The sequence below is a fragment of the Frigoribacterium sp. CF331 genome (assembly GCF_057787905.1).
This window is the reverse complement of record NZ_CM173545.1, coordinates 1,678,367-1,695,588: the sequence shown is the minus strand read 5'-3', so window position 1 is coordinate 1,695,588 and position 17,222 is coordinate 1,678,367. Positions and strand designations below refer to the sequence as shown.

Sequence of the window (17,222 nt, the reverse complement as noted above, 5' to 3'; positions counted from 1 at the left end):
GGGCGTCCGGTACCGTCGTGGGCGGCATCGATCCCGCTGCCGAGTCCCGCAGCGAGAGGCCCCACCCGTGCGAATCGTCACCATCGGAGACGTCGGCGTGCTCGACGGCATGGTCCACGTCGGGGACGAGGCGATGTTCCACGAGGCGACCGTGCAGCTGCGGGCCCGCGGCGCCACCATCACCGGCGTCTCGTCGAACCCGGCCGAGACCGCCGAGCGGTACGGCGTCGACGCCGTGCCCGCGATCGGGTTCCACCCCGCGACCACCGGCGGCCGGCTCGGCCAGCGCGAGCGCCGGGCCCGCGTGCTGTCGGCGATCGACGGAGGCGCGGGTCACCTCCCCCAGGACGACCCGGCCTGGCAGCTCGTCGAGGCCGTCCGGGCCGCCGACGGCGTGCTCGTCGCCGGCGGCGGCAACATGGCCTCGCTGTGGCCGATGCACGTGTACGAACGCAACACGCTCGGGCTGATCGCCCGCCGCTTCGGCAAGCCGCTCGTGGTCAGCGGGCAGACCATCGGCCCCGTCCTCGACGGCGAGGACCGCGAGCTCGTCACCGAGCTGCTCGACGCCGCCGCCCTCGTCGGGCTGCGCGAGGGCGCGTCGCTCGAGCTCGTGCGGTCGCTCGGGGTCGACGCCGCGAAGACGGTGGGGACGGTGGACGACGCGAGCTTCCTCGGGGTCGACGCCGCGAAGACCGTGGGGACGGTGGACGACGCGAGCTTCCTCGGGGTCGACGCCGCGCCTCCTGCGGTCGGTCGGGGGCGGCCGGAGGCCGACGGCTCGGCGGCGCCGGACGCCGACGGTTCGACCGCGCCCGACGCCGAGGGATCGACCGCGCCGTCCGCGCCGTACCTCGCCGTCAGCCTGTCGGCGCACGTGGGCGATGCCGATCGCGAGGCGTTCGCGGCCGCCGTCGCCCGGTTGCTCGACCGGGTCGCGGGTGAGGCGGGACTCGAGGTGGTGTTCCTCGCGCACTGGGCGTCGCTCGACCCGGCCGCGGAGCGCGGCGACTCGCTGCTGCACCGGGCCGTCCTCGACCGGCTGACCGTGCCGGCGCGGGTCGAGCCGACGACCGACTCCCCCGCGGCTGCGAGCTTCGCCCGGGGCGCGGCCCTGCACCTGACCAGCCGCTACCACCCGGCCGTCTTCGCCGTCGCGGGCGGCGTGCCGACCGTGGGGCTCGCGGTCGACGACTACACGACGATCAAGCTGACCGGAGCGCTCGGCAACTTCGGCCAGTCGAGCGTCGTCTCGGTCGACCAGCTGCTCGCGGGCGAGGCCGAGGAGGTCGCGCTGGCAACCTGGGCGGGACGCGACGAGGTCCGCGCCGCCTGGGCCCGGAGCCTCGACGAGACCCGGGCCGCGTCCTCCGCGTGGTGGGACCGCGTCGCCGCCGCCCTGCGCCCCTGACGCGACCCGCGCCTCCCGGGCACGGCCCCGCGCCGTGCGCACGCCCGCGGGTGACGGCACGGCGCCAGGTCGTGGCCACAGCACCAGGCCTCGTCGTGGTGCTGTGCCCATCTCCTGGTGCGGTGGGCGGCAGGCTGGCCGCGCCACGCCACGAAGTGAACACGCCGCCACGCGATGTCGTGGCGGCGTGTTCATCTCGTGGCGGGGTAGCCGAGGAGGCGCGGTGAGACCCGCCCGCGCCGGCACGGCGCACCGCGGGTCAGTGCTGCAGCGTCGCGCTGGGGTACTCGCCGAAGCGCTGGACGTACGACGCCGTGAAGCGGCTCAGGTGCGTGAAGCCCCACCGCTGGGCGACGGCGGAGATCGTGGCCTCGCCCGGCGCCAGCTCGAGCAGTTCGGCCCGCACGTGGTCGAGGCGGACGGTGCGCAGGTACTCGGTCGGCGTGACGCCGAGCTGCCGGCTGAACGCCTGCTGCAGACCACGCGGCGTGAGGTGCACGATCTCGGCGACCTGCGTCATGTTGACCGGCAGGTGCGCGTGGGTGTGCAGGTACTCGACGGCCTCGCGCAGGCGGGCGTTGCGGGGCACGAGCAGCGCGGGCGGCAGGTCGATCGAGCGGTGCGTGAACGTGTCGAGCAGCGCGATCGCCGACTGGCGGTTGAGCTCGGAGCGCAGCAGCTCGGTCGACTCGCCGCCGAGGATGGTCCTCGCGGCGTTGGTGATGGTCGCCTGCCAGCGCCGCAGGTCGCCCAGGTCGGGCACGGCGGTGTGGTCGAACTGCAGCGGCCCGGCGAGCGCGCCCTCGTGCTCGGCGGCGATGCGCTCGAGGTAGGCGGCGTCGAAGTGGACGAGGTTCTGGCGGTACTCGCGCACCTCGAACTCGAACGCCTTGCCGGTGGGGAACATCAGCGGGCGGCCGATCTCGAACGCGGCCTCTTCCGCCCCGACGTCGACCCGGCCCTCGCCCGCGGTGATCCACGCGACGACGTACTCGCGCTCGGGCTGGATCGCCCCGCGGATGTCGCCGAGGAACATCGCCGAGCGCAGCGTCATCTCCTGGTCGCCGGCCGTCGTGTACCGGTAGGCGAAGGTCTCCTGCCGAGTGTCGGTGCGGAACCCGGCGCCGTTGTAGGTGTCCTCGAACAGGGCGCGCGCCTGGTCCATGTCGCGGCCGCCCATCTCGGAGCGCACCGGGGGCAGGGTCTGTTCGGGTTCCATCAGAGTGATCCTGCCATGCCGGCAAGGGCGACGGGGTGCCCGGACGGGACGGGACCCCCGAAGCGGGGACGGTGGGGCTCGACGCTCACGCGACCGGAGGGGTCGCCGCGGGGCCGAAGGCCTTCGCGAACGCGGCCCGCAGCACGGCCTTGAAGCCCGACGGCAGGCGCGTGCGGTGCAGCACGTCGGCCTCGACGACCAGTGCGAAGAAGACCTCGCCCTCGACCAGCCACCACGCCCGCACGGTGTCGGCCGCGAAGACCGCCTCGCCGTCGGGCTCGTCGGGGCTCTCGACGATGACGCGGTCCTCGTAGAGGGCGACGGCACCGTGCTCGCCGTTCATCGAGGCCGAGCACTCGAAGATCAGGTCCGGGTCGAGCGGCGGCGCGAAGTCGCCGAAGAACAGGTCGGCCGCGGGGGTGCGGGCCGCGTCGCCGATCTGGCCGAAGTCGCTGGCCGCGTTGAAGTCGCCGAACGCCGTGTCGAGCACCTCGGGCGGGCCGGGCACGCGGCGCGACAGCTCGCTCTCTGCGTCCACTGGCTTCTCGACTCTCGTCCGGGTGCGGCGTGATCGAGGCCGCCGTGCAGCTTCTGCACCAATTCCATTAGACCGCCTAGGCATCTCCCTACGCACCTCGGGGACAGCCCAGTTCGGTTTGTGGCCATGCGGCCACGAGCAATGCGGGAGGCGCGGGTCGCGCCGGTCAGGCGACGCGCGTGATGCGCTCCACGGCCTCGCGGGTCAGGGCCCGGCTGGGGGGCGAGGGGTCGAGGGCCCGGTGGATCGACAGCCCCTCGATCAGCGCGTCGACCTGGCGGGCGGTGTCGGGGTCGAAGTGGCGCTCGAGCTCGACCCGGCTGCGCCGCATCCACTCGCGGGTGATCTCGCGGAACCGCGGCTCGCGGGCGGCCAGCGTGTAGAGCTCGTAGCTGAGCACCTGGTCGCGGACCGCGGCAGGGCCGGTCAGGTCGTCGTGGACCAACGCGACCACCGCCTCCTTGGCCTCGTCGCGGCTCGTGGCGCCGCCGAGCCGCGCCTCGAAGCGCACGATGATCGTCTCGGCGAAGCGCGAGAACGCCTCGTGCAGCAGCTCGTCCATGCCGTCGAAGTGGTAGGTCATCGAGCCGAGCGGCACGTCGGCACGCGCCGCGATCTTGCGGTGCGAGGCGCCGGCCACGCCGACCTCGGCCACGACGTCGAGCGCCACGTCGATCAGGCGGTCGCGACGGTCGGGCTCGGTGCGTCGGGTGGTGGCCACGGCTAGAGGCTCCTCACCACTCGGGCCGGGTTGCCGACGGCGACGACGTCCGCGGGGACGTCCTTCGTCACCACCGCCCCGGCGCCCACGACGCTGTTCTCGCCGATCGTCACGCCGGGCAGCACGACGACGCCGCCGCCGAGCCAGACGTTGTCGCCGATCGTGATCGGCTTCGCCGCCTCGAGCTTGTCGCGGCGCGGCTGCGGCTCGACCGGGTGCGTCGGCGTCAGCAGCTGCACGTTCGGGCCGATCTGGCAGTCGGCCCCGATGGTGATCGGTGCGACGTCCAGCGCGGTCAGGCCGTAGTTGACGAACGTGCCGGCCCCGATGGTGACGTGGCTGCCGTAGTCGACGAAGACGGGCGCCCGGACGTGCGCCGTCTCGTGCAGGCTGCCGAACAGCTCGCGGGCGATCGCCTGCGCGGCGTCGACGTCGTCGGCGTACGCCGCGGCGAAGCGGGCCTGCAGCGTGATCGCCCGCTGCTGCTGCACGGCGATGTCGGGATCGTCCGAGACGTAGAGGTCGCCCGCGAGCATGCGCTCGTGGTTGGTGCGCGGGTCGCCGGCGAAGTGGTCGGTGGTCGTCATGCACGACACCCTAGACGACGAGCGTACGAACGTACACACTGGACCCATGAGCACCCGCCCGCCGTTCAGCCCCGAGCTCGCCCGACGTCGGGCGGCGGTGTTCGTCTTCATGGCCGTCGTCGGCGTCTCGCTGGCCTCGTGGGTCGTGCGCACCCCGGCCATCCGCGACCTGCTGCAGGCGTCGACCGGCGAGATGGGCCTGGTCATCTTCGGCCTGTCGGTCGGCTCGATGGGCGGCATCCTGTCGTCGGCGCCGATCGTGCGCCGCCACGGAGCCCACCGCGCCGTGGCGATCGGCGGCACCTCGCTGGTCGTCGGGGTCGCGCTCGTCGGCCTCGCGGCCGCGCTCTCGCTCACGCCCGGCGTCTTCGCCGGCCTGGCCCTGGTCGGGGCCGGCGTCGGGCTCGCCGAGATCGCGGTCAACATCGAGGGCGCCGCCATCGAGACCGCCTCCGGGCGGTCGGTGCTGCCCGTGCTGCACGGCTGCTTCAGCCTCGGCACGGTCGCGGGCGCCGGCCTCGGCATCCTGCTCACGGCGACGCACGTGCCCGTCCCGTGGCACCTGCTCGGGGTCGCCCTCGCGGGCGGAGCCGCGCTGGCCTGGGCGGTGCCGGTGGTGCCGCGCTCGACGGGACGCTCCGACGCGCCGACCGAGCGCGCCTCCGGGGTGCGGGCCCGCCTCGCCGCGTCGCTCGCCGTCTGGCGCGACCGCCGGCTCGTTCTGCTCGGCCTGATCGTGCTCGCGCTCGCCCTGGCCGAGGGCTCGGCCAACGACTGGCTGCCGCTGCTCTTCGTCGACGGGCACGGCGTCTCGGCGACCGCCGGCACGGTCGTCTTCACGGCGTTCGCGGCGGCGATGACGGTCGGCCGGTTCGCCGGCGAACCGCTGCTCGCCCGGTTCGGCCACGCGACCGTGCTGCGGGCGAGCGCCCTGGTCTCGGCGGTCGGCATCGCCCTCGTCGTGTTCTCGGACTCGGTGGTCGTCGCCGGCGTCGCCGTCGTGCTCTGGGGGCTCGGCGCCGCCCTGGGGTTCCCGGTGACGGTCTCGGCCGCGGCGGACGGCGACGACCCGACGTCGGCGGTCGGAGCGGTCGCGACCATGGCCTACGTGGCGTTCCTGGTCGGGCCGCCGCTGCTCGGCTTCGTCGGCGAGCAGGTGGGGCTGCGCAGCGCGATGATCGTCGTCCTGGTGGTCGTCGTGGGCGCCTCGCTCCTCACGTCGGCGGCACGTCCCCGCACGCGGTCCACGGCCGCCCGGCCTTAGTGTACGTTCGTACACCATGACGTCACCGACGACCTCTCCCGCCGCCCCGGCCCGCACCGTGCCGACGCGCGAGGACCGCCGAGCCCGACTCGGCGTCGCCCTGCTCTTCTTCACCAACGGCGCCCTGTTCGCGAACATCCTGCCGCGCTACCCCGCCATCAAGGACGGCCTCGACCTCTCGAACGCCGACTTCGGCCTGGCGGTCGCCGCGTTCCCGGTCGGAGCGCTCGTCGCGGGCCTCGGGGCCGGCTGGCTCATCCGGCGCTTCCGGTCGTCGCGCGTCGCCGTGATCGGCACCGTGATCACCGGCGTCGCCGTGCTGCTGGCCGGCATCGCCCCGGTCGGCGGCCTGCTCGCGGCGGGCTTCCTGCTCGCGGGGGCGATGGACGCCATCGTCGACGTCTCGCAGAACTCGCACGGGCTGCGGGTGCAGTACCGCTACCGGCGGTCGATCCTCAACTCGTTCCACGCCGTCTGGAGCATCGGTGCCGTCCTCGGTGGACTCATGGGCGGTGCCGCGGCGGGCCTCGGCGTCCCGGTGGCATGGCACCTCGGTGCGTCGGCGCTCGTCTTCGCGGTCGTCGCGATCGTGTCGTACCCGCTGCTGCTGGCCGGGCCCGAACCGGTCGAGGGCTCGGCCGAGGGTGCGGCCGAGTCGGTCGACGTCGGCCTCGACGTCGCCGCGGGCGCCGGGCCGAGCGTCGCACCCGCGGCGGACGTCGCGGCCGCGGACCGGGCTGCGGCGGTCGGGGGCTCGGCGACGGTGCCCGACGGCACCGGAGCACCGGAGGCGCGGGCCGGCTCGACGACCGGGGCGGGCGGTCCCGTCGACGCGACCCGCGCCTCCTCGGGTCGTGGCGGTCGCCCGGTCCCGGTCGGGTTCGTCGCGACGTGGGGAGTGCTGCTCGCCCTCGTCGTGATCGCGTCGTCGGGCGCGGTCGTCGAGGACGCGGGCAGCACCTGGGCGGCGCTCTACCTCGGCTCGCTCGGCGCGGGCGTGACCGTCGCCGCCCTCGGGTTCGTCGCGCTGCAGGGCGCCCAGTTCGTCGGGCGACTGCTCGGCGACGGCATGGTCGACCGCTTCGGCCAGAAGGCCGTCGCCCGGGCCGGAGGCGTGTTCGTCGCGGTCGGCATGGGCGTCGCCCTGGCGTTCCCGTCGGTGATCGGCACCATCGCGGGCTTCGCGGCGGCGGGGTTCGGCGTCGCGACGTTGATCCCGGCGGCGATGCACGCGGCGGACAACCTGCCCGGGTTCCGCGCGGGCACGGGGCTGACGCTGGTCAGCTGGTTGCTGCGGCTCGGCTTCCTGGCGTCGCCGCCGATCGTCGGGTTCGTCGCGGACTCGGTGGGGCTGCGGTACGGACTGCTGCTCGTGCCCGTGGTCGGCGTGGCCGTCGTGCTGCTCGCCGGGGTGCTCGAGGGGCGCCGGGCGCGGGGGTCGGCGCCGCGCGGCAGCTGATCCGGACGGGGTCGGAGCGAGGACGCACCACCGTCGCGTCGTCGAACCCCGCTCCGGGGTGGTTCGACGACGCGGGCGTGGTGCGACCCGACCCGGCCGGGCGACCGCCGGGCCGGCCGGCCGCCGGGCCGGCCGTGGTGGCGCTCCGGACGACCGCGCCCAGAACTGGGGAGGGCGGAGCGGCGGCCGGGCGGGCAGACTCGGTCGAGCCCTGAGCCCGAGGAGGCCCGACCGTGCTGTCCACCGTGTACGTCAGCCGATCGTCGTACCCGTTCACCGACGACGATCTGGCGAACCTGTTGATGACCAGTCGCGCCAACAACGCCCGCCTGGGCATCACCGGCATGCTGTTGCACCGCGAGGGCCGCTTCATCCAGGTGCTCGAGGGGCCCGAGGAGGCGGTGCGAGCGCGCCTCGCGGTCATCGCGCGCGACCCCCGGCACACCGGGGTGAACACGATCGTCGACGAGCTCGTGCCCGACCGGCTCTTTCCCGGGTGGACGATGGGCTACCGGGCCGTCACCGACGACCTGGCCTCGTCCCTGCCGGGGTACGCCGACGTCTTCGGCGCGTCGGCCGACGACCTGGCCGACGGGGCGAGCGGCCTGTCGCCGTCGTCCGCGTACAAGGTCCGCACGCTGCTGCGCTGGTTCCGCGAGCAGCCGACCACGGTCACCGACGAGCTCTTCTCGCCCCGCGCCTCCTGACCCCGGCGGGGTTGTGACGCCGACTCGACGTCGGAGATACTTTCTGGACGAAAGTATGTCTCGCCGTCTGGAGCCACCGTGTCGCACCCCATCCCGTCGCCCACCGTCGCCGTGCCCTCCGGCACACCGGACGCGTTCGTCCACCTGAGCAGCGCGGGCGTGAGCCTGCTGCTGGACGTGACCGCCGGGCGGCTGCCCTCGGTCGTGCACTGGGGCGCAGCCCTCGGGCGTCCGGGCCTCGACGACGTGCGGTCGCTCGCGTCCGCGGCCGTGCCGCCGTACGTCAACAACCTGATGGACGAGCCCGTGCGACTGGCGATCCTGCCCGAGCACCACGCGGGCTGGTCGGGCAAGCCGGGGATCGGCGGCCACCGGTCCGACGGCGCCGACTGGTCGCCGCGGTTCACGGTGGACACGCTCGACGTGACGGGCGAGGCCGAGACGACCCGCGCCTCCTCGGGCCCCGGGCTGATCGACGCGGGAGCCGCCCTCGTGACGGTCGGGGCGCGCGACGAGGTCGCCGGGCTCGCGCTCGTTCTCGAGGTCGAGCTGACCGACAGCGGGCTCGTCCGCACCCGGGCCGAGCTGACGAACGTGGCCGGCCGGGCGGGCGACACGGCGGGCCACGCCGCGAGCGCGGCGGCCGACGTCTACACCGTGACCGACCTGCACCTGGCCCTGCCGGTGCCGCCGCGGGCGCGCGAGATCCTCGACTTCGCCGGCCGCTGGGGCAAGGAGCGCACCCCGCAGCGTCGTGAGCTCGTCGTCGGCGTCCACGAGCGCGAGGGTCGCAAGGGCCGCACCGGCCCCGACGCCGCGACCGTGCTGAGCGTGGGCGTGCCCGGCTTCGGCTTCGGGGCGGGCTCCGGCGAGGTCTGGGGCCTGCACGTCGGCTTCAGCGGCGGACACCGACACTACGCCGAGCGGCTGTCGACCGGCGTGCAGGTGCTGGGCGGCGGCGAACTGCTGCTGCCGGGCGAGGTGCGGCTCGAGGTCGGCGAGTCGTACCGCAGCCCGTGGGTGTACGCGTCGTACGGCGACGGCCTCGACGACCAGGCCCGCCGGTTCCACCGCTGGCTGCGGTCGCGCGAGCAGCACCCCACCCGCCCGCGCCCGACGACGATCAACGTGTGGGAGGCCGTCTACTTCGACCACGACCTCGCCCGCCTGCGTGACCTGGCCGACCGGGCCGCCGCCCTCGGCGTCGAACGGTACGTGCTCGACGACGGCTGGTTCCGCGGCCGACGCGACGACCACGCGGGCCTCGGCGACTGGGTGGTCGACGCCGACGTCTGGCCCGACGGCCTGGCACCGCTGATCGACCACGTGACCGGCCTCGGCATGGAGTTCGGCCTGTGGTTCGAACCCGAGATGGTGAACGAGGACAGCGACCTGGCCCGCGCCCACCCCGAGTGGATCCTGCAGACCGGCGACCGCCTCCCCCCGCGGTCGCGCGACCAGCAGGTGCTCGACCTCGGCAACCCGGAGGCGTTCGAGCACGTGCTCGGGCAGATGACGGCGATCCTCACCGAGTACGACATCGCGTACCTCAAGTGGGACCACAACCGTGACCTCGTCGACGCCGGCACCTGGCCGACCGGCGCCGCGGGCGTCCACGAGCAGACCCTGGCGGCCTACCGGCTGATGGACGAGCTCAAGGCGCGGTTCGTCGGCCTCGAGATCGAGGCCTGCTCGTCGGGCGGCGCACGCGTCGACCTGGGCGTGCTCGAGCGGGCCGACCGGGTCTGGGTGAGCGACTGCATCGACCCGCTCGAGCGCCAGCAGATGAACCGGTGGACGATGCAGCTGCTGCCACCCGAGCTGATGGGCTCGCACATCGCCTCGGGCGTCAGCCACATGACCGGCCGTTGGCACGAGCTGTCGTTCCGGGCGGGCACGGCGTTGTTCGGCCACCTCGGCATCGAGTGGGACCTCGCCCGCGCCACCGACGCCGAGAACCGCGACCTGGCCGAGTGGATCTCCCTCTACAAGCGCCACCGCCACCTGATGCACACGGGCGACGTCGTGCGGGTCGACGCGGCCGACCCGGCGCTGCTGGTCTACGGCACGGTCGCGGCCGACGCGAGCGAGGCGCTGTTCTTCCTCGCGTACGTCGGACGCTCGGACGTCGCGCCGTTCGGTCGCGTGGCCCTGCCCGGCCTCGACCCGGCGCGGCGCTACCGGGTCGCCCCCGTGCTCGTCGGGGCGCCGGACCACGGCCTGACGCCGCCGCCGTGGTGGGGAGCGGCGGACGAGGACGGCTCGTACCCGGGCGTCGTCCTCGACGGGCGCGCCCTGGCCGTGGTCGGGCTGCAGGCGCCCGCGTCGTTCCCCGACCGGGTGGTGCTGCTGCGGGTGACCGCCGAGGGGTGAGGGGGGCGCGGGCCGACGAACCCCGAATGCGAAGAGGAACCCTGAATGATCGGGGTTCCTCTTCGCATTCGGGGTTCATCGTGGGGCGGGCCGGGCAGGAGGCGCGGGTGGCGCTCCGAGGACGGCCGGCGGGGCGAGCGCGGGGGACGCGGTCAGCGGCCGAGTGCGTGCATCTGGATGGCGACGGCGGCGGCGCCCCGGGCCCACTCGTCGAAGCGGAACTCCTGGACGACGAGCCGGGGCGCGGGCGTCGACGGATGCGTGCCGCCCGCGATCGCGCGATCGACCGCGGCGGCGGCGACCGCCGCGAGTCGCACGCCCTCACCCGACAGCAGGACCGCCTCGGGGTCGAGCACGTTGAGCACGCCGGCGATCAGCTGCCCGAGGACGTCGGCTGCGGCGTCGACGACGACCCGCGCCTCCTCGTCCCCGGCGGCGGCGAGGTCGAGCAGGTCGTCGTAGCCGACGGGGCGACCGAGGGCCCGGGCGGCGGCGGCCTCGACGGCGGTCACCGTGAGGAAGGCTCCGGCGCAGTCGTGGTGGCCGAGGTCGCAGGTGGGAAGCGATGCGGCGGCGGGGGCGGAAACGGGGGCGGGGGCGGAAACGGGGACGGGAGCGGAAGCGGCGGCGGGGACGTGAGCGGGAGCGGCGGCGGGCGCGCTCGGGGCAAGCGCGGCAGCCGCCGACACGATGCGGGCGGCCGCGGGCACGACGACGCGCTGGTGACCGACGCTGCCCGCCGACGAGTGCGCTCCGCCGAGCACCTCGCCCGCGGCGACGAGGCCGAGGCCGACCCCGGCGCCGATCGTCACGAGGGCGAACGAGCGCAGCCCGCGTCCCTCGCCGAACCAGAGCTCGGCCCGGGTGAGCGCGCGCACGTCGTTCTCGACCCAGGTCGGCAGGCCGGACGCGCTGGTCAGCAGGCCGGCGAGCGGCACGTCGTCCCAGCCGAGGAAGGGCGCGTGCCGGACGACCGCCCGGTCGACGACCTGCCCACCGACCGTGACGCCCAGCGCACGGATGCGGTCGTCCCGGTCGCGGGCACCGCCGACGACCCGGGCGATCTGCTCGACGACGGCGTCGGGCGAGCGGTCGGGGAGGCGCTCGTCGCGTTCGGACAGCACCTCGCCCCGCTGGTCGGTGACGACGACGAAGAGGCGGTCGTGGGTCAGCTTCACGCCGACGAAGTGGTGCGCGTCGGGGTCGAGGTCGAGCGGGACCGACGGCCGACCCGAGCCCGAGACCGCGAGCGCGGCCCGTTCGACCAGCAGTCCGCTCTCGAGCAGGGGCTTGGTGATGCGTGTGAGGCTCGGGCCCGAGAGTCCGAGGCGCTCGGCGAGCTGCGTCCGGGGGCGGGGGCCGTGCACGAGGATCTCGAGCACCACGGCCTGCGCGCTGCCGGCCAGCGGCGCCCAGCCGTCGACCCCGGGGCGGGGGTGCGGGTCGGACGGCCCGCGGTCACCGGGCCCGGGCAGGCCGGCGTCGGCGTCCGTGTCGCGGGAGTCCGTCACGCGACGATCCTATGCAGCCGACCCGCGCCTCCTCGTCTCGATCCCCCGGCTCGTGCGGCAGGACCGGCGTCGCACCGCCTCGTACCCCGGCACCCGAAGTGGGGGACAACGAACCCGACCCCGATGGCCGAACATCAGGTGTGGCGATGCGGACCGGTGACGAGGCTCTGCCCCCGTGCACCCTCTGCGCGGCACCGACCCGTCGCGAGCCGAACCCGTTCTACGGCACGGCCCTCTCGGTGCACCGTCACGTGCTCGTCTGCACGGCGTGTGCGACCGTCGGCTTCGGGCCGGCTCCGGACGACGACGACCCCGAGGAGGCGCGGCGTCGGCCCCACCGCGTCGGCCTGCGTGCCCGCGTGGCCGGCTGGTACCGCGCGCTGCCCTGACCCCGTCGTCGCGCCTCCCGCGCTCGCCCGCCACCACGCCACGAAGTGGACACCGCGCCACGTCATGTCGTGGCGCGGTGTCCACTTCGTGGCGTGATGTCCGTCTCGTGGCACAGCGCTCCGCTCGTGCCCCGCGCCCGGTCGTCCCGGGTCGCGGCCTCAGCCCTGCTGCTGGCCGCCGCGGGTCGCCGCCGCGTGCTCGGCGTCGGCCTGGAACCGGCCCGCCGCCTCGGCGTCGAGCTCGGTGCCCGACCCGCAGTAGGCGCAGGTGTAGACGTGCTTCGTCGAGTACGGGATCACCGGGATGAAGAACAACGTGAACCACCGACGGTGTTTGACCAGGCGCTGAGCGGCCTCGTTGCCGCAGACCCGGCAGACGAAGAAGAGGACGCCGAGCAGGGCACTCGTGCCCTTGGTGCCGAAGATGATCATGCGCTCACCCTAGGCGGGCCCTGTCGTCGTCGCGGAGCGTTCCCCGAGGAGCGTCGCCTCGGTGCCCTTCCACACGCTGACACAAGCGACGCGAGCGTCAGGGTGGCGAGTTCTCATGAAGATCGTTTCATCCAAGCCGCCAGCTACCCAGCACGGTCGAACCGTCCCGTGCGTAGAGCGGAAGGACGAGGGGCGCGACACCTCGCGCTTGATCCGCGGCCGCGGCAGGGCTGCTCGGCGACGGGATGTCGAGCTCGTCCGCGTACACGTACCCTTCCCTCTCACGGCCCGTCGCATCCGTACCCACGACCGCCACCAGGTCGGGAGGCTGCACGACGACCCCCGCGATCGAGCCATAGGTCTGGCCGGACTCGTTTCGTGGCCATCCAGAAGCCGTCGAGGTCGACGGCGCGTCGTCGACGACCCCGACGGGAGCTGAGGCGTCCCCTGTTGCCAGTGCACACGCCCCTGCCACGCAAAAGAGGAGCACGAGGCCGACGGAGGCCGTGAATCCGGGTCGCCACCTGGCGTCGGAACGGCGGGCGACCTCTCGTCGCACACTTCCCTCGGCAGACGTCCTCCTCTGAAATGACGATGCGGAACCTTTCATTTCAGAACCCTAACCGGGGCTAGAACGGACAGGCAAGTGAGCTCCGGCTCGGCGGCAACCAGACACGCACCGCGAGGTGAGCATCGCACCGCCGGATGAGGCGGTGCGACGTCCAGCCGGCGGTGCGACGCGAGACCCCTTGCGCCGCACGCACCGCACGCACCGGACACCGCGGCTCAGCCGGCGCGGAACCTCCGCAGGCGCAGGCTGTTCGTCACGACGAACACCGACGAGGCCGCCATCGCCGCGCCCGCCAGCACGGGGTTGAGCAGGCCGAGCATCGCGACCGGGATCGCCGCGACGTTGTAGGCGAAGGCCCAGAACAGGTTGCCCTTGATGGTGCCCAGGGTCGCCCGTGACAGCCGGATCGCGTCGGCCACGCCCGCGAGCTCGCCGCTCACGACGGTGAGGTCGCCCGCCGCGATCGCCGCGTCCGTGCCGGTGCCCAGCGCGATGCCGAGGTCGGCCGTGGCGAGTGCGGCCGCGTCGTTGACGCCGTCGCCGACCATCGCGACGACGCGACCGTCCGCCTGCAACCGGGCCACCGCCTCCACCTTCTGCTGAGGGGTCGCGTGGGCGACGACGTCGGCGACGTCGATGCCGACCTGCGCCGCGACGTGTCGGGCCGCGCCCTCGTTGTCGCCCGTCAGCAGCACCGGCGTCAGGCCGAGGCGGCGGAAGCGCTCGACGGCCTCGCGCGCACCCGGCTTGACGGTGTCGGCGACGGTCACGACGCCGCGCACGACGCCGTCCCAGGCGACGGCGACGGGGGTCGCGCCGGTCGCCTCGGCCGTGGTGAACGCCTCCTCGAGCTCAGGAGGCGCGGTGACCGACCACTCGTCGGCCAGCCACCCGGGGCGGCCGACCAGCACGACCGTGCCGTCGACCAGGGCCTGCACGCCGGCGCCCGCGTGGGCGGCGAACTGCTCGGCGGGCGGGACGTCGAGCCCGCGACGGGCCGCCTCGGCTTCGATCGCGCGGGCGACGGGGTGCTCCGAGCCGGACTCGACGGCGGCTGCCCGGGCCAGGACGTCGTCGACGCCGACCTCGGCACCGGCGGCGACGCTCTCGGCGGTGCCCGCGCCTCCCGCCGGCTCGCCCACGACCACCTCGCGCACGGCCATGCGCCCGGTCGTGACCGTGCCGGTCTTGTCGAGGACGATCGTGTCGACCGTCCGGGTGCGCTCGAGCACCTGCGGCCCGCGGATCACGATGCCGAGCTGCGAGCCGCGGCCCGTGCCGACCAGCAGGGCGGTCGGCGTCGCGAGCCCCAGCGCGCACGGGCAGGCGATGATCAGCGTGGCCACGGCGGCGGTGAAGGCGGTCTGCAGCGACCCGCCGAACGCCAGCCAGCCCACGAAGGTCAGCACGGCCAGCCCGATGACGACGGGCACGAACACGGCCGAGACCCGGTCGGCGAGCCGCTGCACCTCGGCCTTGCCGCTCTGGGCCTCCTCGACGAGGCGCCCGAGGCGGGCGAGCTCGGTGTCGGCGCCGACGCGGGTGATCTCGACGAGCAGGCGACCACCGACGTTGAGCGTCGCCCCGACGACGCGGTCGCCCGGGCCGACCTCGACCGGCACGGACTCGCCGGTGAGCATGCTCAGGTCGACGGCCGAGGTGCCCTCGCGCACGAGGGCGTCGCTGGCGATCGATTCTCCGGGACGGACGACCACGAGGTCGCCGGGCACCAGGCTCGCGGTGGCGACCCGCGCCTCCCGGCCGTCGCGCAGCACCGAGGCCTCCTTCGCGCCGAGTTCGAGCAGGGCGCGCAGGGCCTCGCCCGAGCGGCGCTTGGCGCGGGCCTCGAGCCAGCGCCCGAGCAGGATGAACACCGTCACCGCCGCAGCGACCTCGAGGTAGATCTCGGTCGGTCCACCGTGGGTCGCGACCAGGCTGAACGACATGTGCATGCCGGGGCGACCGGCGTCGCCGAAGAACAACGCCCACAGCGACCAGGCGAAGGCGGCGATCACGCCGACGCTGACGAGGGTGTCCATGGTGGCGGCGCCGTGCCGGGCGTTCACGGCGGCGGCGCGGTGGAACGGCCAGGCGCCCCAGAGGGCGACCGGCGCCGCCAGGGTCAGGGCCAGCCACTGCCAGTTCGTGAACTGCAGCGCCGGCACCATCGAGAGCAGGGCCACCGGCAGGGCGAGGGCGGCGCTGACCAGGGTGCGGTGGCGGAGGGCGTCGACCTCGGCTGCCCGGGCGTCCGGGGCGTCGTCGGCCGAGCCGCCGGCCGCGCCGGCCGAGGACGCAGGAGGCGCGGGCACGGTGGCCCCGTACCCCGCCGCGACCACCGTGGCGATCAGCGCGTCGACGTCGGGTGCGTCCGCACCGGCGTCACCGGTCGCGGCGCCACCGGCCACGACCCGCACGTGGGCCTTCTCGGTCGCGTAGTTCACCGACGCCTCGACGCCGGGCAGCTTGTTGAGCTTGCGCTCGATGCGGTTCGCGCAGGAGGCGCAGGTCATGCCGCTGATGTCGAGCTGCACGGCGTCGAGCGGCGCGGTGGCCCGCGGGACGCCCGCGCCCGACCGACCCGCGCCTCCTGCGGTCGTCATCGTGCGGACAGCTGGTAGCCGGCCTCTTCGACGGCGGCCAGGAGCTGGTCGTGCTCGACGGTGGCGTCGGCCGAGACCGAGACGGTGGACGCGCCTCCCGGGTTCAGGTCGACCTCGACCGAGTCGACGCCGTCGACCTCGGTGAGCTCTTCGGTGACGCTGGCGACGCAGTGCTCGCAGGTCATGCCGTCGACCTGCAGGGTGGTGATGGTGGAGTCGGTCATGCGCGGTCCTCTCGATCGGTCCTCAGGTTATACCCCCTAGGGGTATCACGCCAGGCCCGCCGTCGGTTGTCCCCCACCTCCGAGAAGCCTCCGCGTCGAGGCGGCTCCCGGCGGCCCGGACTACGAACGGAGGTGGACCTGCCAGGACGGCAGGAGAGAGAAGGCACCCGACCATGACCGAGATCACCGCCCACCACGGCCTCTTCAAGGACACGAACCTCCACGTCGACGACACCGGCGGCTCGGGCCGCACCGTCGTCCTCATCCACGGCTGGCCCCTCTCGGGCGAGTCCTGGAGCAAGCAGGTCCCCGCGTTCGTCGACGCCGGCTACCGCGTCGTCACGTACGACCGCCGCGGCTTCGGACGCAGCGACAAGCCCAAGACGGGCTACGACTACGACCACCTGACCGAGGACCTGCACACCGTCCTCACCGAGCTCGACCTGCAGGACGTCACGCTCGTCGGCTTCTCGATGGGTGGCGGCGAGGTCGCCCGCTACTTCAGCAAGTACGGCACCGAGCGCCTGCACAGCGTCGTCTTCGCCTCGGCCGTGCCCCCGTACCTCATGAAGACCGACGACAACCCGGACGGCCCCCTGACGAAGGAGGCCGCCGCCGACATGACGGCCGGCCTGACCAAGGACGAGGACTCGTTCTACGACGACTTCACGACCGGCTTCTTCTCGGTCGACGGCGTGCTCAAGGTGTCCGAGGCCGACCGCCAGGACGCCCTGCGCCTCGCCAAGCAGGCCTCGAAGCCCGCCGCCCTCGAGGCCATGGCCTCGTTCGCGAACACCGACTTCCGCGACGACCTGACCAAGGTCACCGTGCCGACGCTCGTCATCCACGGTGACGGCGACGCGACGGTTCCCTTCGAGGGGTCGGGTGCTCGCACGCACGCCGCGGTCGCGGGCTCGGAGCTGCACGTCATCAAGGGCGCACCGCACGGTGCCAACGTCAGCGACGCCGACGAGTTCAACCGCGTCGTGCTGGAGTTCCTCGCGAAATAGGCGCTCACCCGGGGCGGCCGCGGCCGCTCCCGACGCGACCCCCAGGAGGCGCGGTGCGGGTCCTCGAGACCGGCACCGCGCCTCCTGTGCGTGCGCACCGCGTGGGCCTGTCGGGTGGGCCTGTGGGGTTGGCCCTCGTTCGGGGGTGAAGATCACGAGCGGATAACGAACCCGGGGTGCGACCCATCGTTCCGGGCCACGGC

At 74.2% G+C, this 17,222-nt stretch carries 15 protein-coding genes; 7 read left to right on the top strand and 8 right to left on the bottom strand.

What is annotated here, in order from left to right:
- Positions 1-67: 67 nt before the first annotated feature.
- Positions 68-1,411: a polysaccharide pyruvyl transferase family protein gene (locus AC3CCI_RS07940; RefSeq protein ID WP_488626788.1), complete on the top strand. Its 1,344-nt coding sequence runs from the start codon at positions 68-70 to the stop codon at positions 1,409-1,411.
- A gap of 259 nt (positions 1,412-1,670) precedes the next feature.
- Here AC3CCI_RS07940 and AC3CCI_RS07935 read toward each other — a convergent pair whose 3' ends face one another.
- The 4 genes from AC3CCI_RS07935 to AC3CCI_RS07920 all read right to left on the bottom strand — a co-directional run bounded on the left by AC3CCI_RS07935 (position 1,671) and on the right by AC3CCI_RS07920 (position 4,476).
- Positions 1,671-2,630 carry a helix-turn-helix transcriptional regulator gene (locus AC3CCI_RS07935; protein WP_354593835.1) on the bottom strand — a complete coding sequence of 320 codons (960 nt, stop codon included), beginning with the start codon at positions 2,628-2,630 and terminating at the stop codon, positions 1,671-1,673.
- Between the two features lie 85 nt (positions 2,631-2,715).
- Positions 2,716-3,168, bottom strand: a complete 453-nt coding sequence (locus tag AC3CCI_RS07930) for a hypothetical protein (protein WP_354593836.1) — start codon at positions 3,166-3,168, stop codon at positions 2,716-2,718.
- A 166-nt stretch (positions 3,169-3,334) separates the two neighbouring features.
- Complete coding sequence (locus AC3CCI_RS07925) at positions 3,335-3,889, bottom strand: TetR/AcrR family transcriptional regulator (protein WP_488626787.1); 555 nt, start codon at positions 3,887-3,889, stop codon at positions 3,335-3,337.
- A gap of 2 nt (positions 3,890-3,891) precedes the next feature.
- Positions 3,892-4,476 (bottom strand): sugar O-acetyltransferase, encoded by a 585-nt coding sequence (locus AC3CCI_RS07920; RefSeq protein ID WP_354593838.1) that lies wholly within the window; start codon positions 4,474-4,476, stop codon positions 3,892-3,894.
- Positions 4,477-4,522: 46 nt separating this feature from the next.
- On the opposite strand from AC3CCI_RS07920, the gene AC3CCI_RS07915 reads away from it, so the two are divergent.
- From AC3CCI_RS07915 to AC3CCI_RS07900, 4 genes are all read left to right on the top strand, one after another.
- A complete protein-coding gene (locus AC3CCI_RS07915) occupies positions 4,523-5,740 on the top strand; it encodes an MFS transporter (protein ID WP_488626786.1) in 1,218 nt (405 codons plus the stop codon).
- A gap of 16 nt (positions 5,741-5,756) precedes the next feature.
- A complete protein-coding gene (locus AC3CCI_RS07910) occupies positions 5,757-7,199 on the top strand; it encodes an MFS transporter (protein ID WP_488626785.1) in 1,443 nt (480 codons plus the stop codon).
- Positions 7,200-7,432: 233 nt separating this feature from the next.
- Positions 7,433-7,906 (top strand): BLUF domain-containing protein, encoded by a 474-nt coding sequence (locus AC3CCI_RS07905; RefSeq protein WP_354593841.1) that lies wholly within the window; start codon positions 7,433-7,435, stop codon positions 7,904-7,906.
- A 78-nt stretch (positions 7,907-7,984) separates the two neighbouring features.
- Positions 7,985-10,279, top strand: coding sequence for an alpha-galactosidase (locus tag AC3CCI_RS07900; protein ID WP_488626784.1), 2,295 nt, complete (start codon positions 7,985-7,987; stop codon positions 10,277-10,279).
- A 152-nt stretch (positions 10,280-10,431) separates the two neighbouring features.
- On the opposite strand, the gene AC3CCI_RS07895 is transcribed toward AC3CCI_RS07900, so the two are convergent.
- The gene (locus AC3CCI_RS07895) at positions 10,432-11,790 is read right to left on the bottom strand and encodes an ROK family protein (RefSeq protein ID WP_488626783.1); all 1,359 of its coding nucleotides are present in this window, start codon (positions 11,788-11,790) and stop codon (positions 10,432-10,434) included.
- 146 nt (positions 11,791-11,936) lie between these two features.
- Here AC3CCI_RS07895 and AC3CCI_RS07890 point away from each other — a divergent pair, with 146 nt between their 5' ends.
- Positions 11,937-12,179: a hypothetical protein gene (locus AC3CCI_RS07890; protein ID WP_354593845.1), complete on the top strand. Its 243-nt coding sequence runs from the start codon at positions 11,937-11,939 to the stop codon at positions 12,177-12,179.
- Between the two features lie 159 nt (positions 12,180-12,338).
- On the opposite strand, the gene AC3CCI_RS07885 is transcribed toward AC3CCI_RS07890, so the two are convergent.
- The 3 genes from AC3CCI_RS07885 to AC3CCI_RS07875 all read right to left on the bottom strand — a co-directional run bounded on the left by AC3CCI_RS07885 (position 12,339) and on the right by AC3CCI_RS07875 (position 16,009).
- Positions 12,339-12,611 (bottom strand): zinc-ribbon domain-containing protein, encoded by a 273-nt coding sequence (locus AC3CCI_RS07885; protein WP_488626782.1) that lies wholly within the window; start codon positions 12,609-12,611, stop codon positions 12,339-12,341.
- Positions 12,612-13,397: 786 nt separating this feature from the next.
- On the bottom strand, positions 13,398-15,785 hold the full coding sequence (locus tag AC3CCI_RS07880) for a heavy metal translocating P-type ATPase (protein ID WP_488626781.1): 2,388 nt from the start codon (positions 15,783-15,785) through the stop codon (positions 13,398-13,400).
- Complete coding sequence (locus tag AC3CCI_RS07875; protein ID WP_488626780.1) at positions 15,782-16,009, bottom strand: heavy-metal-associated domain-containing protein; 228 nt, start codon at positions 16,007-16,009, stop codon at positions 15,782-15,784. The genes AC3CCI_RS07880 and AC3CCI_RS07875 overlap by 4 nt, the downstream gene beginning before the upstream one ends.
- 173 nt (positions 16,010-16,182) lie before the next feature.
- On the opposite strand from AC3CCI_RS07875, the gene AC3CCI_RS07870 reads away from it, so the two are divergent.
- Positions 16,183-17,019, top strand: a complete 837-nt coding sequence (locus tag AC3CCI_RS07870; protein WP_488626779.1) for an alpha/beta fold hydrolase — start codon at positions 16,183-16,185, stop codon at positions 17,017-17,019.
- Positions 17,020-17,222 lie beyond the last annotated feature (203 nt).